Origin of the sequence: Micromonospora sp. AMSO31t (assembly GCF_008868175.1) — a bacterium.
In the GTDB taxonomy this organism is placed as follows: Bacteria; Actinomycetota; Actinomycetes; order Mycobacteriales; family Micromonosporaceae; genus Micromonospora.
In genome coordinates this window covers 1-13,846 of sequence record NZ_WBKT01000054.1, presented here as the reverse complement: position 1 = coordinate 13,846, position 13,846 = coordinate 1, and the positions used below count along the sequence as shown (strand labels likewise).

The 13,846-nt window shown below is 71.9% G+C and carries 12 protein-coding genes; 9 read left to right on the top strand and 3 right to left on the bottom strand.

All coding sequences use genetic code 11. The features are described 5' to 3' along the window. Nucleotides 1–85 precede the first annotated feature (85 nt). The gene (locus F8274_RS14650; RefSeq protein ID WP_225853797.1) at nucleotides 86–2,692 is read left to right on the top strand and encodes an ATP-binding protein; all 2,607 of its coding nucleotides are present in this window, start codon (nucleotides 86–88) and stop codon (nucleotides 2,690–2,692) included. A 5-nt stretch (nucleotides 2,693–2,697) separates the two neighbouring features. Then, a complete protein-coding gene (locus tag F8274_RS14645) occupies nucleotides 2,698–3,111 on the top strand; it encodes a roadblock/LC7 domain-containing protein (RefSeq protein ID WP_204342026.1) in 414 nt (137 codons plus the stop codon). An 81-nt stretch (nucleotides 3,112–3,192) separates the two neighbouring features. On the opposite strand, the gene sigJ (F8274_RS14640) is transcribed toward F8274_RS14645, so the two are convergent. Next, on the bottom strand, nucleotides 3,193–4,128 hold the full coding sequence (gene sigJ, locus F8274_RS14640; RefSeq protein ID WP_151462914.1) for an RNA polymerase sigma factor SigJ: 936 nt from the start codon (nucleotides 4,126–4,128) through the stop codon (nucleotides 3,193–3,195). Between the two features lie 143 nt (nucleotides 4,129–4,271). Between sigJ (F8274_RS14640) and wrbA the strand changes: the two genes are divergently transcribed. After that, the gene (gene wrbA, locus F8274_RS14635; protein ID WP_151462912.1) at nucleotides 4,272–4,883 is read left to right on the top strand and encodes an NAD(P)H:quinone oxidoreductase; all 612 of its coding nucleotides are present in this window, start codon (nucleotides 4,272–4,274) and stop codon (nucleotides 4,881–4,883) included. A 298-nt stretch (nucleotides 4,884–5,181) separates the two neighbouring features. Beyond that, nucleotides 5,182–5,943 (top strand): GNAT family N-acetyltransferase, encoded by a 762-nt coding sequence (locus F8274_RS14630; RefSeq protein WP_151462910.1) that lies wholly within the window; start codon nucleotides 5,182–5,184, stop codon nucleotides 5,941–5,943. Here F8274_RS14630 and F8274_RS14625 read toward each other — a convergent pair. Next, entirely contained in the window at nucleotides 5,940–6,536 is a 597-nt protein-coding gene (locus F8274_RS14625; protein WP_151462909.1) for a TetR/AcrR family transcriptional regulator, read from the bottom strand. The two genes, F8274_RS14630 and F8274_RS14625, sit on opposite strands and share 4 nt — an antisense overlap. 82 nt (nucleotides 6,537–6,618) lie before the next feature. Here F8274_RS14625 and F8274_RS14620 point away from each other — a divergent pair, with 82 nt between their 5' ends. The 5 genes from F8274_RS14620 (at nucleotide 6,619) to F8274_RS14600 (ending at nucleotide 12,228) form a co-directional block, all read left to right on the top strand. Then, complete coding sequence (locus tag F8274_RS14620) at nucleotides 6,619–7,794, top strand: YbfB/YjiJ family MFS transporter (RefSeq protein ID WP_225853796.1); 1,176 nt, start codon at nucleotides 6,619–6,621, stop codon at nucleotides 7,792–7,794. Beyond that, nucleotides 7,692–8,465, top strand: a complete 774-nt coding sequence (locus tag F8274_RS14615) for an alpha/beta fold hydrolase (RefSeq protein WP_370518231.1) — start codon at nucleotides 7,692–7,694, stop codon at nucleotides 8,463–8,465. The genes F8274_RS14620 and F8274_RS14615 overlap by 103 nt, the downstream gene beginning before the upstream one ends. Nucleotides 8,466–8,654: 189 nt before the next feature. Next, nucleotides 8,655–9,527, top strand: coding sequence for an RNA polymerase sigma factor SigJ (sigJ, locus tag F8274_RS14610; RefSeq protein ID WP_151462907.1), 873 nt, complete (start codon nucleotides 8,655–8,657; stop codon nucleotides 9,525–9,527). Between the two features lie 69 nt (nucleotides 9,528–9,596). After that, nucleotides 9,597–10,727 carry an NAD(P)/FAD-dependent oxidoreductase gene (locus tag F8274_RS14605; RefSeq protein ID WP_151462905.1) on the top strand — a complete coding sequence of 377 codons (1,131 nt, stop codon included), beginning with the start codon at nucleotides 9,597–9,599 and terminating at the stop codon, nucleotides 10,725–10,727. Between the two features lie 412 nt (nucleotides 10,728–11,139). After that, nucleotides 11,140–12,228, top strand: coding sequence for an IS630 family transposase (locus F8274_RS14600; protein ID WP_151462903.1), 1,089 nt, complete (start codon nucleotides 11,140–11,142; stop codon nucleotides 12,226–12,228). Here the strand turns inward: F8274_RS14600 and F8274_RS14595 are convergent. Further along, the gene (locus F8274_RS14595; RefSeq protein ID WP_151462902.1) at nucleotides 12,225–13,718 is read right to left on the bottom strand and encodes a GH1 family beta-glucosidase; all 1,494 of its coding nucleotides are present in this window, start codon (nucleotides 13,716–13,718) and stop codon (nucleotides 12,225–12,227) included. The genes F8274_RS14600 and F8274_RS14595 overlap by 4 nt on opposite strands. Nucleotides 13,719–13,846: the final 128 nt, after the last annotated feature.

Here is a 13,846-nt window from a genome sequence, read left to right as displayed (position 1 = left end):
CAGCGTTTGACACCGCCCGCCGGCCTGGTTGGATGGACTTCCGCTCCCCGTCCCGGTGGAGCCGAGGGGGACTCAGGAGGAGAGCGTGGGCGCAGGTCCCGACCCGGCTCGCGGCGCGGCGCCGCAGTCGCGCCGGAGCCCGTCCGACGACCGGGTGGCGCCGCACCGGCGGCGGCGCTCGCGCTTCCGGTTGCGGGACTGGCGGATGGGCACGAAGCTCGCCACCGTGCTGGTGCTGCCCTCGGTGGCGTTCCTGGTGCTCGCCGGGGTGCAGACCCGGGGGCTGGTCGGGCAGACCACCGCGCTGAGCGACTTCGCCCAGCAGGTCGGCATCGGCCGGCAGATCAGCACCGCCGTGGACCGGCTCCAGCAGGAGCGGGACCGCTCCGCCGGTGAGCTGGCCGCGCTGCGCCGGGCGGGCGGCGGCGCCGACCGGGACGCGGCGGTCGCCGCGCTCAAGCCGCTCCAGGACGCCTCCGACCGGGCGATGGACGACCTCCGCGCCGCGGCCGAGCCCCTCGCCGACGCCGACGCCGCCTGGCGGGTCGCCTACTCCGAGGGGCTGGAGGCCTACGACCAGGTCGTCTACATCCGCGCCGCCGTGCCGCCGGCGGTGCTGTCCAGCGACACCGTGCTGAGCAACTACCACCGGGCCATCGCCGCCCTGCTCAACCTGCTGGCCGAGCCGTCGCCCGGCGACGACCAGCGGGCGCTGACCAACGCCGTGCTGCGCTACGTGCAGCTGTCCCGCGTCAAGGAGCTGTCCTCGCGGATCCGGGCCGAGCTCTACGCCGCCGCCCGCGCCGGCCGCTACGAGGTGGACGACCAGGTCTCCCTGACCGACCTGCGCGCCCAGCAGCTCACCGCGCTGGGCGCGTTCCGGGTCGCGGCGACCGGTGACCAGGTCCGCCGCTACGACGAGACCTCGGTGGACCCGGCGTTCGTCTCGGCCGCCCGGCTGGAGGAGCAGACCCTGCCCAGCGGGGCCGCCGAGCCGGCGGTGCTGCCGGCGACACAGTGGTGGGCGGCCAGCGAGCAGCGGCAGGAGCTGCTCCGCCAGTTGGAGGCCGGCATCCTCGACGACGCCGTACGCCAGGCCGACGACGCCAGCGCCCGGCAGCTGCGGGACACCCTGCTGGTGGTCGGCGGCATCGTCGGCGTGCTCCTGGTCGCCGTGCTCATCTCGTTGCTGGTCGGCCGGTCGGTGGCCCGCTCGATGCGGCAGCTGCGCGGCCAGGCGCTGCGGATCGCGCAGGTGGAGCTGCCGCACACCCTGGACCGCCTGCGAGCCGTGGACCGCCCGGTGGCCGCGATCGACGTGCCGCCCGCGGTGATCGACTCGCAGGACGAGATCGGCGAGCTGGCCGAGGCGTTCGTGGCGGTGCACCGCAGCGCCGTCGACGTCGCGGTCGAGCAGGCGATGATGCGGCGCAACGTCAACGCCATGTTCGTCAACCTGGCCCGGCGCAGCCAGGTGCTGGTCGAGCGGCAGCTCGAACTCCTCGACGAGCTGGAACGCGAGGAGGGCGACCCGGACCAGCTGGAGAACCTGTTCAAGCTCGACCACCTGGCCGCCCGCATGCGCCGCAACGACGAGAGCCTGCTGGTGCTCGCCGGCACCGAGTCCAGCCGGCGGTGGAACCGGCCGGTCGGCCTCGGCGCGGTGCTGCTCGCGGCCAGCGCCGAGATCGAGCAGTACCAGCGGGTGCGCCACGACTCCCGGTCCGACCTGCACGTCGTCGGGCACGCGGTGGGCGACCTCGTGCACCTCTTCGCCGAGCTGCTGGAGAACGCCACCGCCTTCTCCCGGCCGGACACCGTGGTGCGGGTCGTCGCCGGCGCGGAGGGCCCGGGCGCGTTCGTGGAGATCGTCGACCAGGGGCTCGGGATGAGCCCGGCCGCGCTGGCCGAGGCGAACGCGGTGCTGGCCGAGCCGCCGGCGGCCGACGTGTCCGCCTCCGAGCGGATGGGCCTGTTCGTGGTGAGCCACCTGGGTGCCCGGCACGGCGTGCAGGTGCGGCTGCGGGGCGGTCAGGAGGGCCTGGTCGCCCGGGTCCGGATCCCGGCCGAGTTGCTGGCCGCGGCGCCCGCGCCGGGGCTGGAGCAGCCGGCCGCGCCCCGGATGCTGACCAGTCAGGTGGCCGCGGCGTCCCGGCTGACGCCCGGCACTGCCCGGCTCGGGACGCCGCCCGCCGAGCTGCCGGTGGCCGGACGCCGCCCGCCGGCGCCACCGGCGGAGCTGCCGGTGTCGCCGCTGACGGGGCTCCCGCTCGGCGCGGCGCCGCCCGCCACGGCGCTGCCGGGCCGTCCGCCCGGCGTGCCCGTGCCCGCGCCGCGCCTCGTGCCGGGCCGGGCCGAGGACGTGCTCGCCCCGGCGACCGGGGCGCCGGCCGGCGGTGGCTGGTTCAGCCGCCAGGGCCCGTCGGCCGCGGTGCTCGGTGTGACGCCGGCGCCCGCCGCGACGCCGGTCACCGGAGGCACCAACGAGCGAGGCCTGCCGGTACGCGTACCGATGGCCCAGCTCACCGCGGTCACCCAGCCCGCCGCCCCGAAGCGTTCCGGGCGTGATGAGCCGGATCCGGAGGCGGTCGGCGGCATGCTCTCGCGCTACTACAGCGGGGTGCGGCGGGCGGAGGCCGAGGAGACCACCGAGATGTACCTGCCGCGCGATGAAGGGGGAGTTCGACAGTGACGACGTTGAGCCAGGAGGCACGGGACCTGAGCTGGCTGGTGAACGCGTTCGCGGAGCGGGTGCCGGGGGTGGCGCACGCGGTGGTGGTCTCCACCGACGGGCTGCTCGTGGCGATCTCCGCGCACCTGCCCCGCGACCACGCGGACAAGCTCGCGGCGGTGACCTCGGGCCTGATGAGCATCACCGCCGGCGCGGCCCAGATGTTCGACGGCGACGTCGTCAAGCAGACCGTGGTCGAGATGGGCCGGGGCTACTTCCTGGTCATGCAGATCCGGGACGGCTCGATCCTGGCCACGCTGGCCGGGGCCGACGCCGACATCGGCGTGGTCGGCTACGAGATGGCGCGGCTGGCCAAGCAGGCCGGCGAGATGCTCACCCCGGCGCTGCGGGCCGAACTCCAGCAGGCGCTGCCCCGCTGAGCCGGGGCGGGTGCGGGCCCGGCCGGTGTCGCGCCGGCCGGGCCGCCCCGCCTAGGTAGGTGTTCCGACTCGTGAGCGACCTCAGGCCGTCGTCCACGGCCGGAGCTTCGCGGGGTTGCGGACTGCCCAGATCCGCGTGATCCGGTCGCCCGCTGTGTCGAACGCCATCACGGTGACGGTGACGCCGGCCAGCTGTGCCACCAGGCCGGGACGGCCGTTGACCGTACGCTCCATGATCCTCAGGTGCGGTGCCTCGCCGGTTACGTCGACGAGCACGCGGGCGACCTGCGCGCTGCCCTCAATCGGGTGGAGTTCGGCACTGACCAGGCCACCACCGTCGCCGATCGCCGTGACGTCGGGGTCGAGCAGGCCGATGAGGGCCGCGATGTCCCTGGCCTCCCACGCCTGTTTGAAGTCCCTGACGATCTCGGCCTGCCGCGCCAGCGGCGTCGCGGGAGTCCGCGACGCGCGGATGCGCCGGCGGGCCGACGAGGCCAGTTGGCGACATGCCGCCGGGGTGCGGCCGACTATCTGGGCCACCTCCGCGAAGGAGTAGCGGAAGACGTCGTGCAGGACGAACGCGACGCGCTCGGCCGGGGTCATCGACTCGAGCACGACGAGGAACGCCATGTTGAGCGACTCGTCGAGGGTGATCCGGTCAGCCGGGTCGGCGGTGGCGCCGTCCGACCGCCCGCCGGTCCACTCCGCACGATCGGGCAGCGGCTCCGGAATCCATTCGCCCACGTAGCGCTCCCGCCGGACCCGGGCGGAGCGCAGCAGGTCGAGGCAGATGCGGCTGGCGACTGTCGTGAGCCAGGCCCCGGGGGACTCGATGGCTTCCCGCTCGGGCGGCGACAGGACGTACCAGCGGGCGTACGTCTCCTGGACGACATCCTCGGCATCGGCCAGCGAGCCGAGAAGCCGGTACGCCACGTTGGTCAGCCGCCGCCGCTCGCTGGCGACCGCGTCGAAGCCCGGATCGGGCCCGTCCTGCCCTGGCTCGGATCGGGTGGTCATGGTGTCGCCGGCTCCCCTGGTCGAAACTGCCGTCGCCAGTGTGACGGGACGGCACACCGATCTGTGAGGTCGGCGGGTCGCCTGACATTCCGCGGGGTCGGTCCGTCGTACCCCTGAGACCCTCCCGCGAGGCAAGGAAACCGATCATGGAACCCGTGAAGGTCGCCGTCATCTACTACAGCGCCACCGGCACCGTGCACGCCCTGGCGCGAGCCGCCGCCGACGGCGCGGAGAAGACCGGCGCACAGGTGCGGCTGCGCAAGGTCGCCGAGACGGCGCCACCCGAGGCGGTCGACGCCCGGCCGGAGTGGGCGCGGCACATCCGCGACACCGCCGACGTCACCGAGGCCAGCCACGACGACCTGGCCTGGGCCGATGCGGTGCTGTTCGGCACACCCACCCGCTTCGGCAACGTGGCCAGCCAGCTTAAGGCGTTCATCGACACCACCGGCGCCCTGTGGTTCCAGGGCAGGCTCGCCGACAAGGTCTACTCGGCCTTCACGGCCTCCAACACCGCCCACGGCGGGCAGGAGTCGACCATTCTGGCGCTGGGGAACGTCTTCTACCACTGGGGCGGCATCATCGTGCCCCCCGGCTACACCGACCCCGTCCAGTTCCAGAGCGGCAATCCCTACGGCACCTCGCACGTGGCCGGCGACGGCCCACCCGGGGACGTGGTCCTGCAAGCCGCGCGTCACCAGGCCCGCCGGGTCGTCGACACCGCGGCGGCGCTCAAGGCCGGCCGCGCCGCCTGACACGGCCAGCCGCGGAGGGACCCTGCTCGTTCAGGTTGTGACTTGCAGAGCCGAGACCCTTCTCGCCACGTCGCCCGGGCAACACGCGAACAATGCCTTCCCAGGTCCATGGCCAGACCCCACGCCACCTCGCGCCGCCCCGCGCTGGCCTGTCGCTCCTGTTCGTCGTCGTCAGCGCAACCCGCGTCCACCCGAGTTCGCTCGACCGGCGCGGCGGGGGTCGACGCCTAAGGCGCGGACGAGTACGAGCATCTGTGCAGCGCAGGTATGACTACGACGAGAAGGAATTACGACCGCCATGACGATCGACGTGCATACCCCCGATTGCCTTGCGTCCGCCTCTGACGCGCCCCTGCTCCAGGCCCGCAACTCGGCTGCCTTCTGGGCCGCCACCGGTCGCGCCCGCGGCCACCGGGTGATCCGTCGCCGTGGCTTCCTCGCCGTCGTTGGTGACGAGCGCGCGGGCCTGCGCGTCCTGATTCAGAAGCCCGACCTCCGGCGCGAGGAGGTGGCTGAGATAACCGAACTGGCTATCCTGGCGGCTGGGCCGGTGGACGCCGAGGATCCGTTCAGCTCGACGGATCTGAGCCACCTGGGCATGCGCACCTGGCAGATGCCGATCATGCTGCGCCAGCCCGGCGCCGTTGCCGAGCCCGCAATGAACGTGGTCCGGGTGCGGAGCGAGGAGGGTCTGAGAGCGGCTGAGCGAGTCGTGATCGCCGCTTTCGAGCTGGCCAGGTTCGAGCCCTATCGGGGCGGTGAGATGTTCCCTACCGCGTTGATTCACCAACCAGGTGTGGATGTGTTCGTCGTTAGCGTGGACGGTGAGATAGCTGGGGCGTGCGTCATCGTCGTGGAAGGCGGGTTCGGCAGCCACTACTGGGTCGGCACCTCGCAGGCGTTTCGTTCGGGTGGTGTGGGGCGGGCGGTGATGGTCGGGTCCCTCGCCCCGATGGCAGGCCTGCCGGTCACATTGACCGCTTCGCGGCTGGGCAGGCCGCTGTACGAGTCACTGGGCTTCGCTGCCACGACGGCTTCGACCTGGTGGTCTTCTCATTAGACCGTCCCGGTGCTGGTGGAGACAGTGGGCAGCAGGGCGAGGGCGGCCTGCTTGGCGTGCTTGCCGGCGTTCCGGTCGTGGTGCGCGGCGACGAGGGTGGCACCCTCGACCAGCAAGAGCAGCTGCCGCCCGAGGGTGTCCGGGTCGGCTGCGCCGGCCCGTCGGGCGATCGCGGTCAGGAGGTCGAGGCGGCGGTCCAGGTGGCGGGAGGTGATCTCCCGTACCGCCTCGACATGATGTTGGGCTGCGGCGTTCTGCATCGCGCAGCCCCGGAAGCCGGGATCGTCGTACCAGCGCTGGAGTTCGTCGAAGACGGCAGTGAGTTGGTCGCGCGGATCGTCCCCGGCGGCGGCCACGGCCCCGGCGATCCAGCTGGTCACCCGCTTGCTGCGGGCCTCCAGCACTGCCTGGATCAGGCCTTCCTTGCTACCGAAGTAGCGGTAGACGGTTTCCTTGGAAGCGCCGAGGCGGGCGCACAGCTCGGCGACGCCGATGCCGTCGAGGCCCCGCTCGTAGAGCAGTGGGGTGGCCGCCTCGATGATGCCGGTGCGGGTGCGCTCCGGGTCGATCGTCGAGCCCTTGCGAACTGGCATGGCAAGAATGGTACCGGTCGGTTCGTTCTGCTGCTAGCATCCCTGAGTTCGTACCGATCAGTTCTATCTATCGGAGAGCCTGATGGCGTTCACCGCGCCCCCCGCGGGACTGTGGCAGGCCGTACGGTTGGCCCTGGGCACCGCCTCCGCGCTTGGCTTCGCACGCTTCGCCTATGGGCTGCTGTTGCCGGCGATGCGCGACGACCTGGACTGGACGCTCGCCCAAGCCGGCGCGGTGGGCGCCGCCAACGGCCTCGGCTACCTGCTCGGCGCGCTGCTGACAACCGCCCTGGTACGCCGCCTCGGCATGGCCAGCGCGTTCCGTGTTGGCATGGCGCTCACCGCCGCGTCGCTGGTCACGACGGCTGTCAGCGGCGACTACCTGGTGCTGCTGGCAGTCCGGACTCTGTCAGGGACGACCGGAGCCGTGGTGTTCATCGCCGGCGGGGTGCTCGCGTCCCGGGCCGCCACAGGTGCCTCGACCATGCCCATCACGGTGTACTTCGCTGGCACCGGCCTGGGCATCATGATCAGCGGCGTGACCGTACCCCTGCTCGGCCCGCACTGGCGGCTGGCCTGGGTAGGACTGGGCGTAGCCGCCGCGCTGGCTACCCTCGCAAGCTGGACAGCGGCCGGCGGCGACGACGAGCGGCAGGCCACTGCCGGGCGGGCCCGCCTCCGGCCGCTCCTGGTACCAGCCCTGGCCTACCTGCTGTTCGCCGCCGGCTACATCGCCTACATCACCTTCCTGTCTACTTACCTGGCCGACCGGCAGGCCCCTGTCGTGCAGGTCGTGCTCACCTGGACTGTGCTCGGCACGGCCGTCGCGGCGGCTCCCGCGGTGTGGAGCCGCCCGATCGCCGAATGGCCCGGCACCCGGGCCCTGGCCACCCTGCTCGCCGTTCTGGCTGGCGGGGCGACACTGGCGCTGGCGTCGTCCGCGACACCGGTCGCGCTGGCCTCCGCGCTCGCGTACGGGGCGACGTTCATGGGCGTGCCGGCCGCCATCACCGCCCTCATCAGGGCCCATACCCCGGCTGTCGACTGGGCCGCCACGCTCGCCGTCTTCACCACGGTGTTTGCCGCCGGCCAGACCGCCGGCCCTTGGCTGGCCGGCTTGGTCGCTGACCACACCTCCACCGCGGCCCCCCTCGAATGGACTGCGGTCCTGTGCACCGCCGCCGCGGCGATCGCCCTCGTCGGACGACCCGCCGCGACGGACCACCATCCACAATCGATCAAAGGAGCAGGATCATGACGAACTTCGTCCTCGTTCCCGGGATGTGCCACGGCGGATGGTGCTTCGAGCCCCTCACCCGGCGATTGCGCGACCTTGGGCACACCGTTCACCCACTGACGTTGACAGGCGTGAGTGAACGCCGGCACCTGCTGCACGGCACGGTGAACCTCGACACGCACATCCAGGACGTAATCGCCGTCCTCGAGGACGAGGACGTGCGGGAGACCGTCCTGGTCGGGCACAGCTACGGCGGAATGGTGATCACCGGGGTCGCCGACCGGGCGCCGGACCGGGTCGACTCCCTGGTCTACCTGGACGCGGTGGTGCCCGGCGACGGTGACTCCTGCTGGTCACTCGTTTCTGACCAGGAACGGAGATGGTACGCAGACGTGGACGAGACCGGATGCGCGTCCCGGCCACTGCCGTTCTTCGACGCCCGGGCGACGCCACACCCGGTTGCCTCCGTACTCCAACGGCTACGGCTCACCGGGGCACTGGCGCACGTCCGCCGCCGGGACTATGTGTACGCCGCCGGGTGGGCCGACCAGTCGCCGTTCACCCCGACCTACCGCAAGCTGAACAACGATCCCGGCTGGACCACGCACGCACTGGCCGGCGGCCACAACCTCATGCGCGACACGCCGGACCAGCTGGCGAGGATCCTGCTCGACGTCGCCGCGTCCCGCTGAGCGGCGCCTCCGCCGTCGCCACCAGAGCGACGGCGGAGGCGCTCGGCGAGTGCGTACCGCCAGCGTCCACCAGAGCAGGAGTGTTACGGGCCTGGCAGACGGTCTACGGGCTGTTCCGCCGTTGGCGGCGGGCCGGGTGTGGCTGCGGATCGTCACTGGGCAACAGACCGCTCGGAGGGGAGGTCAGGGATGGAGCTGGCCGGCACGTTGGCGCAGGCCGACTGGGAAGCGCATCGCCCCGCGGTCTTCGGGGCGGCCTATCGGATCCTCGGCACCGTGGCCGAGGCCGAGGACGTGACACAGGAGGTCTGGTTGCGCGCCGCCGCCGCAGACCTGTCCAAGGTGCGGGATCCGCGGGCCTGGCTAGTTACCGTGGCTGCCCGGACGTCCTACAACGTGCTGAAGTCGGCGCGCGTCCGGCGCGAGTCCTATGTCGGGCCCTGGCTGCCCGAACCGCTGCTGACCGGGCCAGACGCCGCCGCCCAGGTACTCATGGACGAGTTGGTGAGCACCGCGATGCTGGTGGTCATGGAGACCCTCAACCCCGCCGAACGCGTCGCGCTGGTGCTGCACGACGTCTTCGGCTTCCCGTTCGGCCGGATCGCCGAGGTGCTTGGCGGCACGCCCGCCGCCAGCCGCAAGCTCGCCTCCCGCGCGCGGGCGCGGGTAGCCGCGGTCGAGGAGCGGCCCTGGGCGCCCAGGGCCGAGACCGAACGCGTGCTCAAGGCGTTCAAGGCGGCCGCCGACGCGGGAAACATAGCCGAGCTCGTCGAGCTGCTGGACCCCGAGGCCGTCTATGTCGCCGACGGCGGCGGCAAGGTGACCGCCGCGCGCAGGCCAGTCCGCGGCGCCGAGACGATTGCCCTGTTGGCGGTCAGGCAGATCGAGATCAGGCGCCCCGACGCGTTCCAGATCATCGAGGTGAACGGGTGTCCGGCCCTGGCGACCTACCGCGGCGGCGAGCTGGTCTGGCTCGACGTCGTGGAGATCGTCGACGGGCGGATCACGGCGTGGCGGAGACTGGCCAATCCCCAGAAGCTCGCGCACCTCCGTCACATCTGAACCCGCCATCTTGTCTGCCTGTCGAACCCTGCGTCCCCCGGGCGGGGCCAGGCTGAGAGAGGACAACAGATGGCACACGTGGTGATCATCGGAGGCGGTTTCGCGGGCGTATGGAGCGCGGCGGGAGCGGCGCTGGGACGCGGAGAGGCGGACCTGCGCATCACGCTCATCGCGCCGAGTGAGCACCTGGTGCTGCGGCCGCGGCTGTACGAGCCGGAGCCGGACCTGGCCAAGGTGGAGCTCAGCAGAATCCTCGAGCCGATCGGCGTCGAGCACCTGCGGGCCTCGGTGAGCACGATCGACATCGACCGCCGCGTGGTAGTGGCAGACGGTGAGGAGATCGGCTATGACCGCTTGGTGCTGGCGGCGGGCAGCAAGCTCGTTCAGCCCCGGGACCTGCCAGGCGTTGAACGGCTCTTCGACATCGACACCCTGGACGGCGCCCGGCGGCTCACCGAGCATCTGCGCGATCGGGAGGACTTCAGCGCCGTGGTCGTCGGCGCCGGGTTCGTCGGCCTGGAGGCCGCGACCGCACTGGCCGCCCGAGGCCGAGTGCTACTGGTGGACCGGTCGGCGGTGGTCGGAGACCAGCTCGGCCCGGGCCCGCGCGAGGAGATCGAGGCGGCATTGGACGAGCTGGGCGTCGAACGCCGCCTAGGGACCACGCTGACGGAGGTCGGCGACGGGCACGCCGTCCTCTCTGACGGCACCAAGGTCGAGGCGGACGCGGTGGTCTGGTGTGTAGGGTTCAGGGCCAGCGAGCTCACCCGGCAGATCTCCGACGAGCTCGACCACCTCGGCCGGGTGCCGGTGGACCAGCAGCTGCGCGCGCTTCCCGAGGTATTCGTCGCCGGCGACACGGCCGCGGCGGCCTTCGACGCCGAGCACACGGTCATGCAGGCCTGCCAGCACGCCACCCCGCTCGGAAAGGTCGCCGGGTACAACGCGGCGGCTGACCTGCTCGACGTGCCGCTGCGCGACTTCACCCCCGGCCCGTACGTCACCTGCCTGGACCTGGGCGGCGCCGGTGCGATCTTCACCCGCGGCTGGGACCGCAGGGTAATGGCCTCGGGCGCCGCCGGCGCGGACGTCAAGAAGCGGATCAACGACCACATCCACCCGCCGGTCGACGACGCCCAGAGGATCCTCGCCGCCGCCGACCGGGTTCACATCGAGCTCCCCTTCTTTCCCCGCCGATGAGGAGAAGGCCACCCTTCGAGGCGTGGACGGAACCCCTACAACGCGGCGGCCCACCGGGCCGCCGCGTTCCCCGACTTCCGCCTGGGCGTCAGGCCCGAGGACGTGTCGTGGCCGAGTTGCTCGACCAGCCACGCACGCACGTCATCGCGGACGGCGTCCGCGGCCCACACCGCCGTGCCCGGCAGCCGCTGCATCGCCTGGGGATCGGCGTGACCGGCCCGCTCCGCGACACACCAGCAGATCGTGCGTTCAACCCGCCGACAGCAGTCCCTCGATGAACTGCTCCGCCGTCCGGCGTGGCTTTGCCCGCACGAACGGTCAGCGACACGCGCCACCGCCTCGTCCAGGATGACTCGCCAAGTGACGTCGAAGTACTAGTGTCCTGAGTCGCTAATTCGCCTACACTTTGCGTATGCCAGGGAAGGCGCAGGGGTCGTTGGTGCTGTCCGACGACGAGCGGCAGACACTGCTGCGGTGGACGCGACGGGCGAAGTCGTCGCAGGCGTTGGCGATGCGGGCGCGGATTGTGTTGGCGTGTGCGGACGGGACGCCGAACACGAGGGTGGCCGCGCAGCTCGGTGTGTCACGGGACATGGTGGGTAAGTGGCGGTCGCGGTTCATCGCCAAGCGGCTGGAGGGCCTGTCGGACGAGCCTCGCCCAGGCGCGCCGCGCAAGGTGACCGACGATGTGGTCGAGGCGGTGGTAGTGGCCACGTTGGAGCAGGCGCCGCCGCGCGGTGACAGCCACTGGTCGACACGGTCCATGGCCAAGGCGGTCGGGTTGAACCAGACCGCGGTGTCGCGGATTTGGCGGGCGTTCGGGCTCAAGCCGCACCTGGTGGATGACTGGAAGCTGTCCACCGACCCGCAGTTCATCGAGAAGGTCCGCGACATCGTCGGGTTGTACCTCGACCCACCGGTTGGGGCGATGGTCCTGGCGGTGGACGAGAAGAGCCAGATGCAGGCCCTCGACCGCACGGCGCCGGTGCTGCCGATGATGCCGGCCGCGCCGAGTCGCCAGACCCACGACTACGTCCGTCACGGCACCACGAGTCTGTTTGCCGCATTGGACCTGGCCACCGGCCGAGTGATCGGGCAGACCCAGCGCCGACACCGGCATCAGGAGTTCCTGCGGTTCCTGCGCACGATCGATCGGGCCACACCATCTGATGTGGACCTGCACCTCATCCTCGACAACTACGGCACCCACAAAACGCCGCAGATTCAGCAATGGCTGGTCAAGCATCCAAGGTTCCACCTGCATTTCACGCCGACCTACTCGTCATGGCTCAACATCGTGGAACGCTGGTTCGCCGAGCTGACCAACCGGAAACTGCGTCGTTCCACCCATCGCAGCGTCGCCGCTCTCGAAGCCGACGTGCGGGCGTGGATCGACGCCTGGAGCGCCGACCCGAAACCGTTCGTATGGACTCGCACCGCCGACGAGATCCTCGAATCCCTCGCCGCATACTGCAGACGAATTAACGACTCAGGACACTAGAGCCCGTTGCGGCGGATCACGTTGCGGTACCAGTGGGCGCTGCGCTTGGGCACCCGGCGCTGGGTCGGGTAGTCGACGTAGACCAGGCCCCAGCGCTGCTCGTACCCCTCGTTCCACTCGAAGTTGTCCAGCAGCGACCAGACGTGGTAGCTCTCCAGCGGCACTCCGTCGCGGATCGCCCGGTGGGCGGCCGCGAAGTGGTCGCGGAGGAAGTCGATGCGGGGGGTGTCGTCGACGGTGCCGTCCGCGGCGAGGGTGTCCGGGCAGGGCAGGCCGTTCTCGGTGATGGTGATCGGCACCCGGCCGTAGTCGCGGGTGACCCGGGTCAGGATGTCGTACATCCCCTCGGGGTAGATCTGCTGCCACTCGGCCTCCGACGTCGGCCACCGGCGGACCGTGTCGCCCTGGGCGGTGACGTAGATCGGCGTGTAGTACTGCACGGCCAGCAGGTCGACCGGGCTGGAGATGATCTTCAGGTCGCCGTCGCGCACGCCGCGGACCATCCGGCTGTCCGCGCCGAGGTCGGCGAGCACGTCCTCCGGGTACGCGCCCTTGAAGATCGAGTCGAGGTAGAGCCGGTTCTCGTAGCCGTCGTACAGCCGGGTCGCGGCGGCCGCCTCGGCGGTCCCGTCGGCGGGGTAGCAGGGGTGCAGGTTGAGCGCCGGGCCGATCCGCCCCTCGACGCCGGCGGCGCGCAGCGCGCGGACGGCGAGGCCGTGGGCCAGCTGGAGGTGGTGGGCGACCAGGTACGCGGCCGCCGGGTCCTGCCGGCCCGGCGCGTGGTGCCCCCAGAGGTAGCCGTTCTGCACCACGGTCTTCGGCTCGTTGACGGTGAGCCAGACCGGCACCCGGTCGCCGAGCGCGCGGAACACCGCGTCGGCGTAGTCGGCGAAGCGCTCGGCGGTGTCCCGGTTCTCCCAGCCGCCGGTGTCCTGGAGGGCCTGGGGGAGGTCCCAGTGGAACAGGGTGGCCATCGGCGCGATGCCGCGCTCGTGCAACCCGTCCACCAGGCGCCGGTAGAAGTCCAGGCCGCGCTGGTTGGGCCGACCGGACCCGTCGGCCTGGATGCGGGGCCAGGCGATGGAGAACCGGTAGCTGCGCAGCCCGAGGTCGCGCATCAGGTCGAGGTCCTGGGCGTACCGGTGGTAGTGGTCGGCCGCGACGTCGCCGGTGTCGCCGTTGCGGGTGCGGCCGGGCGAGTGGCTGAAGGTGTCCCAGACGGATTCGCCCCGCCCGTCCTCCTTCGCGGCTCCCTCGATCTGGTAGGCCGAGGTGGCCGCGCCCCAACCGAAGCCGGGCGGGAAGCGCAGCGCCCCGTCGGGGTCCGCGTCGCCGTCGGGGTCGGGCGTGCCGTCGCAGCCGGCGACGGCGGTCGCGGACGCGACGGTGCCCGCGGCCGCGGCGCCGGCCGACCCGGTCCGGGCCGCGCCGGCGGCGGTCGCGGAGAGGGCGGCACGGCGGAGCAGGCGCCGTCTGGTGAGTAGCGACATGGGCGTTCTCCTCGGAGTGACTGGCCGCCCCGAGAGGCCGGGAGCGCTCCCAGCATAGGCCAGGGGCGGCCGGCAGCGTCCCGAGGGCGGACCGCGGCAGGGGCGGCCCGGCCGGCGGGCGGCCGGAG

Bases quoted from the DNA above. Each gene is read 5' to 3' on its own strand.
- sigJ (WP_151462914.1), bottom strand. From the start codon at position 4,128: ATGACCACCCGATCCGAGCCAGGGCAGGACGGGCCCGATCCGGGCTTC.
- F8274_RS14630 (WP_151462910.1), top strand. From the start codon at position 5,182: ATGACGATCGACGTGCATACCCCCGATTGCCTTGCGTCCGCCTCTGAC.
- F8274_RS14625 (WP_151462909.1), bottom strand. From the start codon at position 6,536: ATGCCAGTTCGCAAGGGCTCGACGATCGACCCGGAGCGCACCCGCACC.
- F8274_RS14620 (WP_225853796.1), top strand. From the start codon at position 6,619: ATGGCGTTCACCGCGCCCCCCGCGGGACTGTGGCAGGCCGTACGGTTG.
- F8274_RS14615 (WP_370518231.1), top strand. From the start codon at position 7,692: ATGGACTGCGGTCCTGTGCACCGCCGCCGCGGCGATCGCCCTCGTCGG.
- sigJ (WP_151462907.1), top strand. From the start codon at position 8,655: ATGGAGCTGGCCGGCACGTTGGCGCAGGCCGACTGGGAAGCGCATCGC.
- F8274_RS14605 (WP_151462905.1), top strand. From the start codon at position 9,597: ATGGCACACGTGGTGATCATCGGAGGCGGTTTCGCGGGCGTATGGAGC.
- F8274_RS14600 (WP_151462903.1), top strand. From the start codon at position 11,140: ATGCCAGGGAAGGCGCAGGGGTCGTTGGTGCTGTCCGACGACGAGCGG.
- F8274_RS14595 (WP_151462902.1), bottom strand. From the start codon at position 13,718: ATGTCGCTACTCACCAGACGGCGCCTGCTCCGCCGTGCCGCCCTCTCC.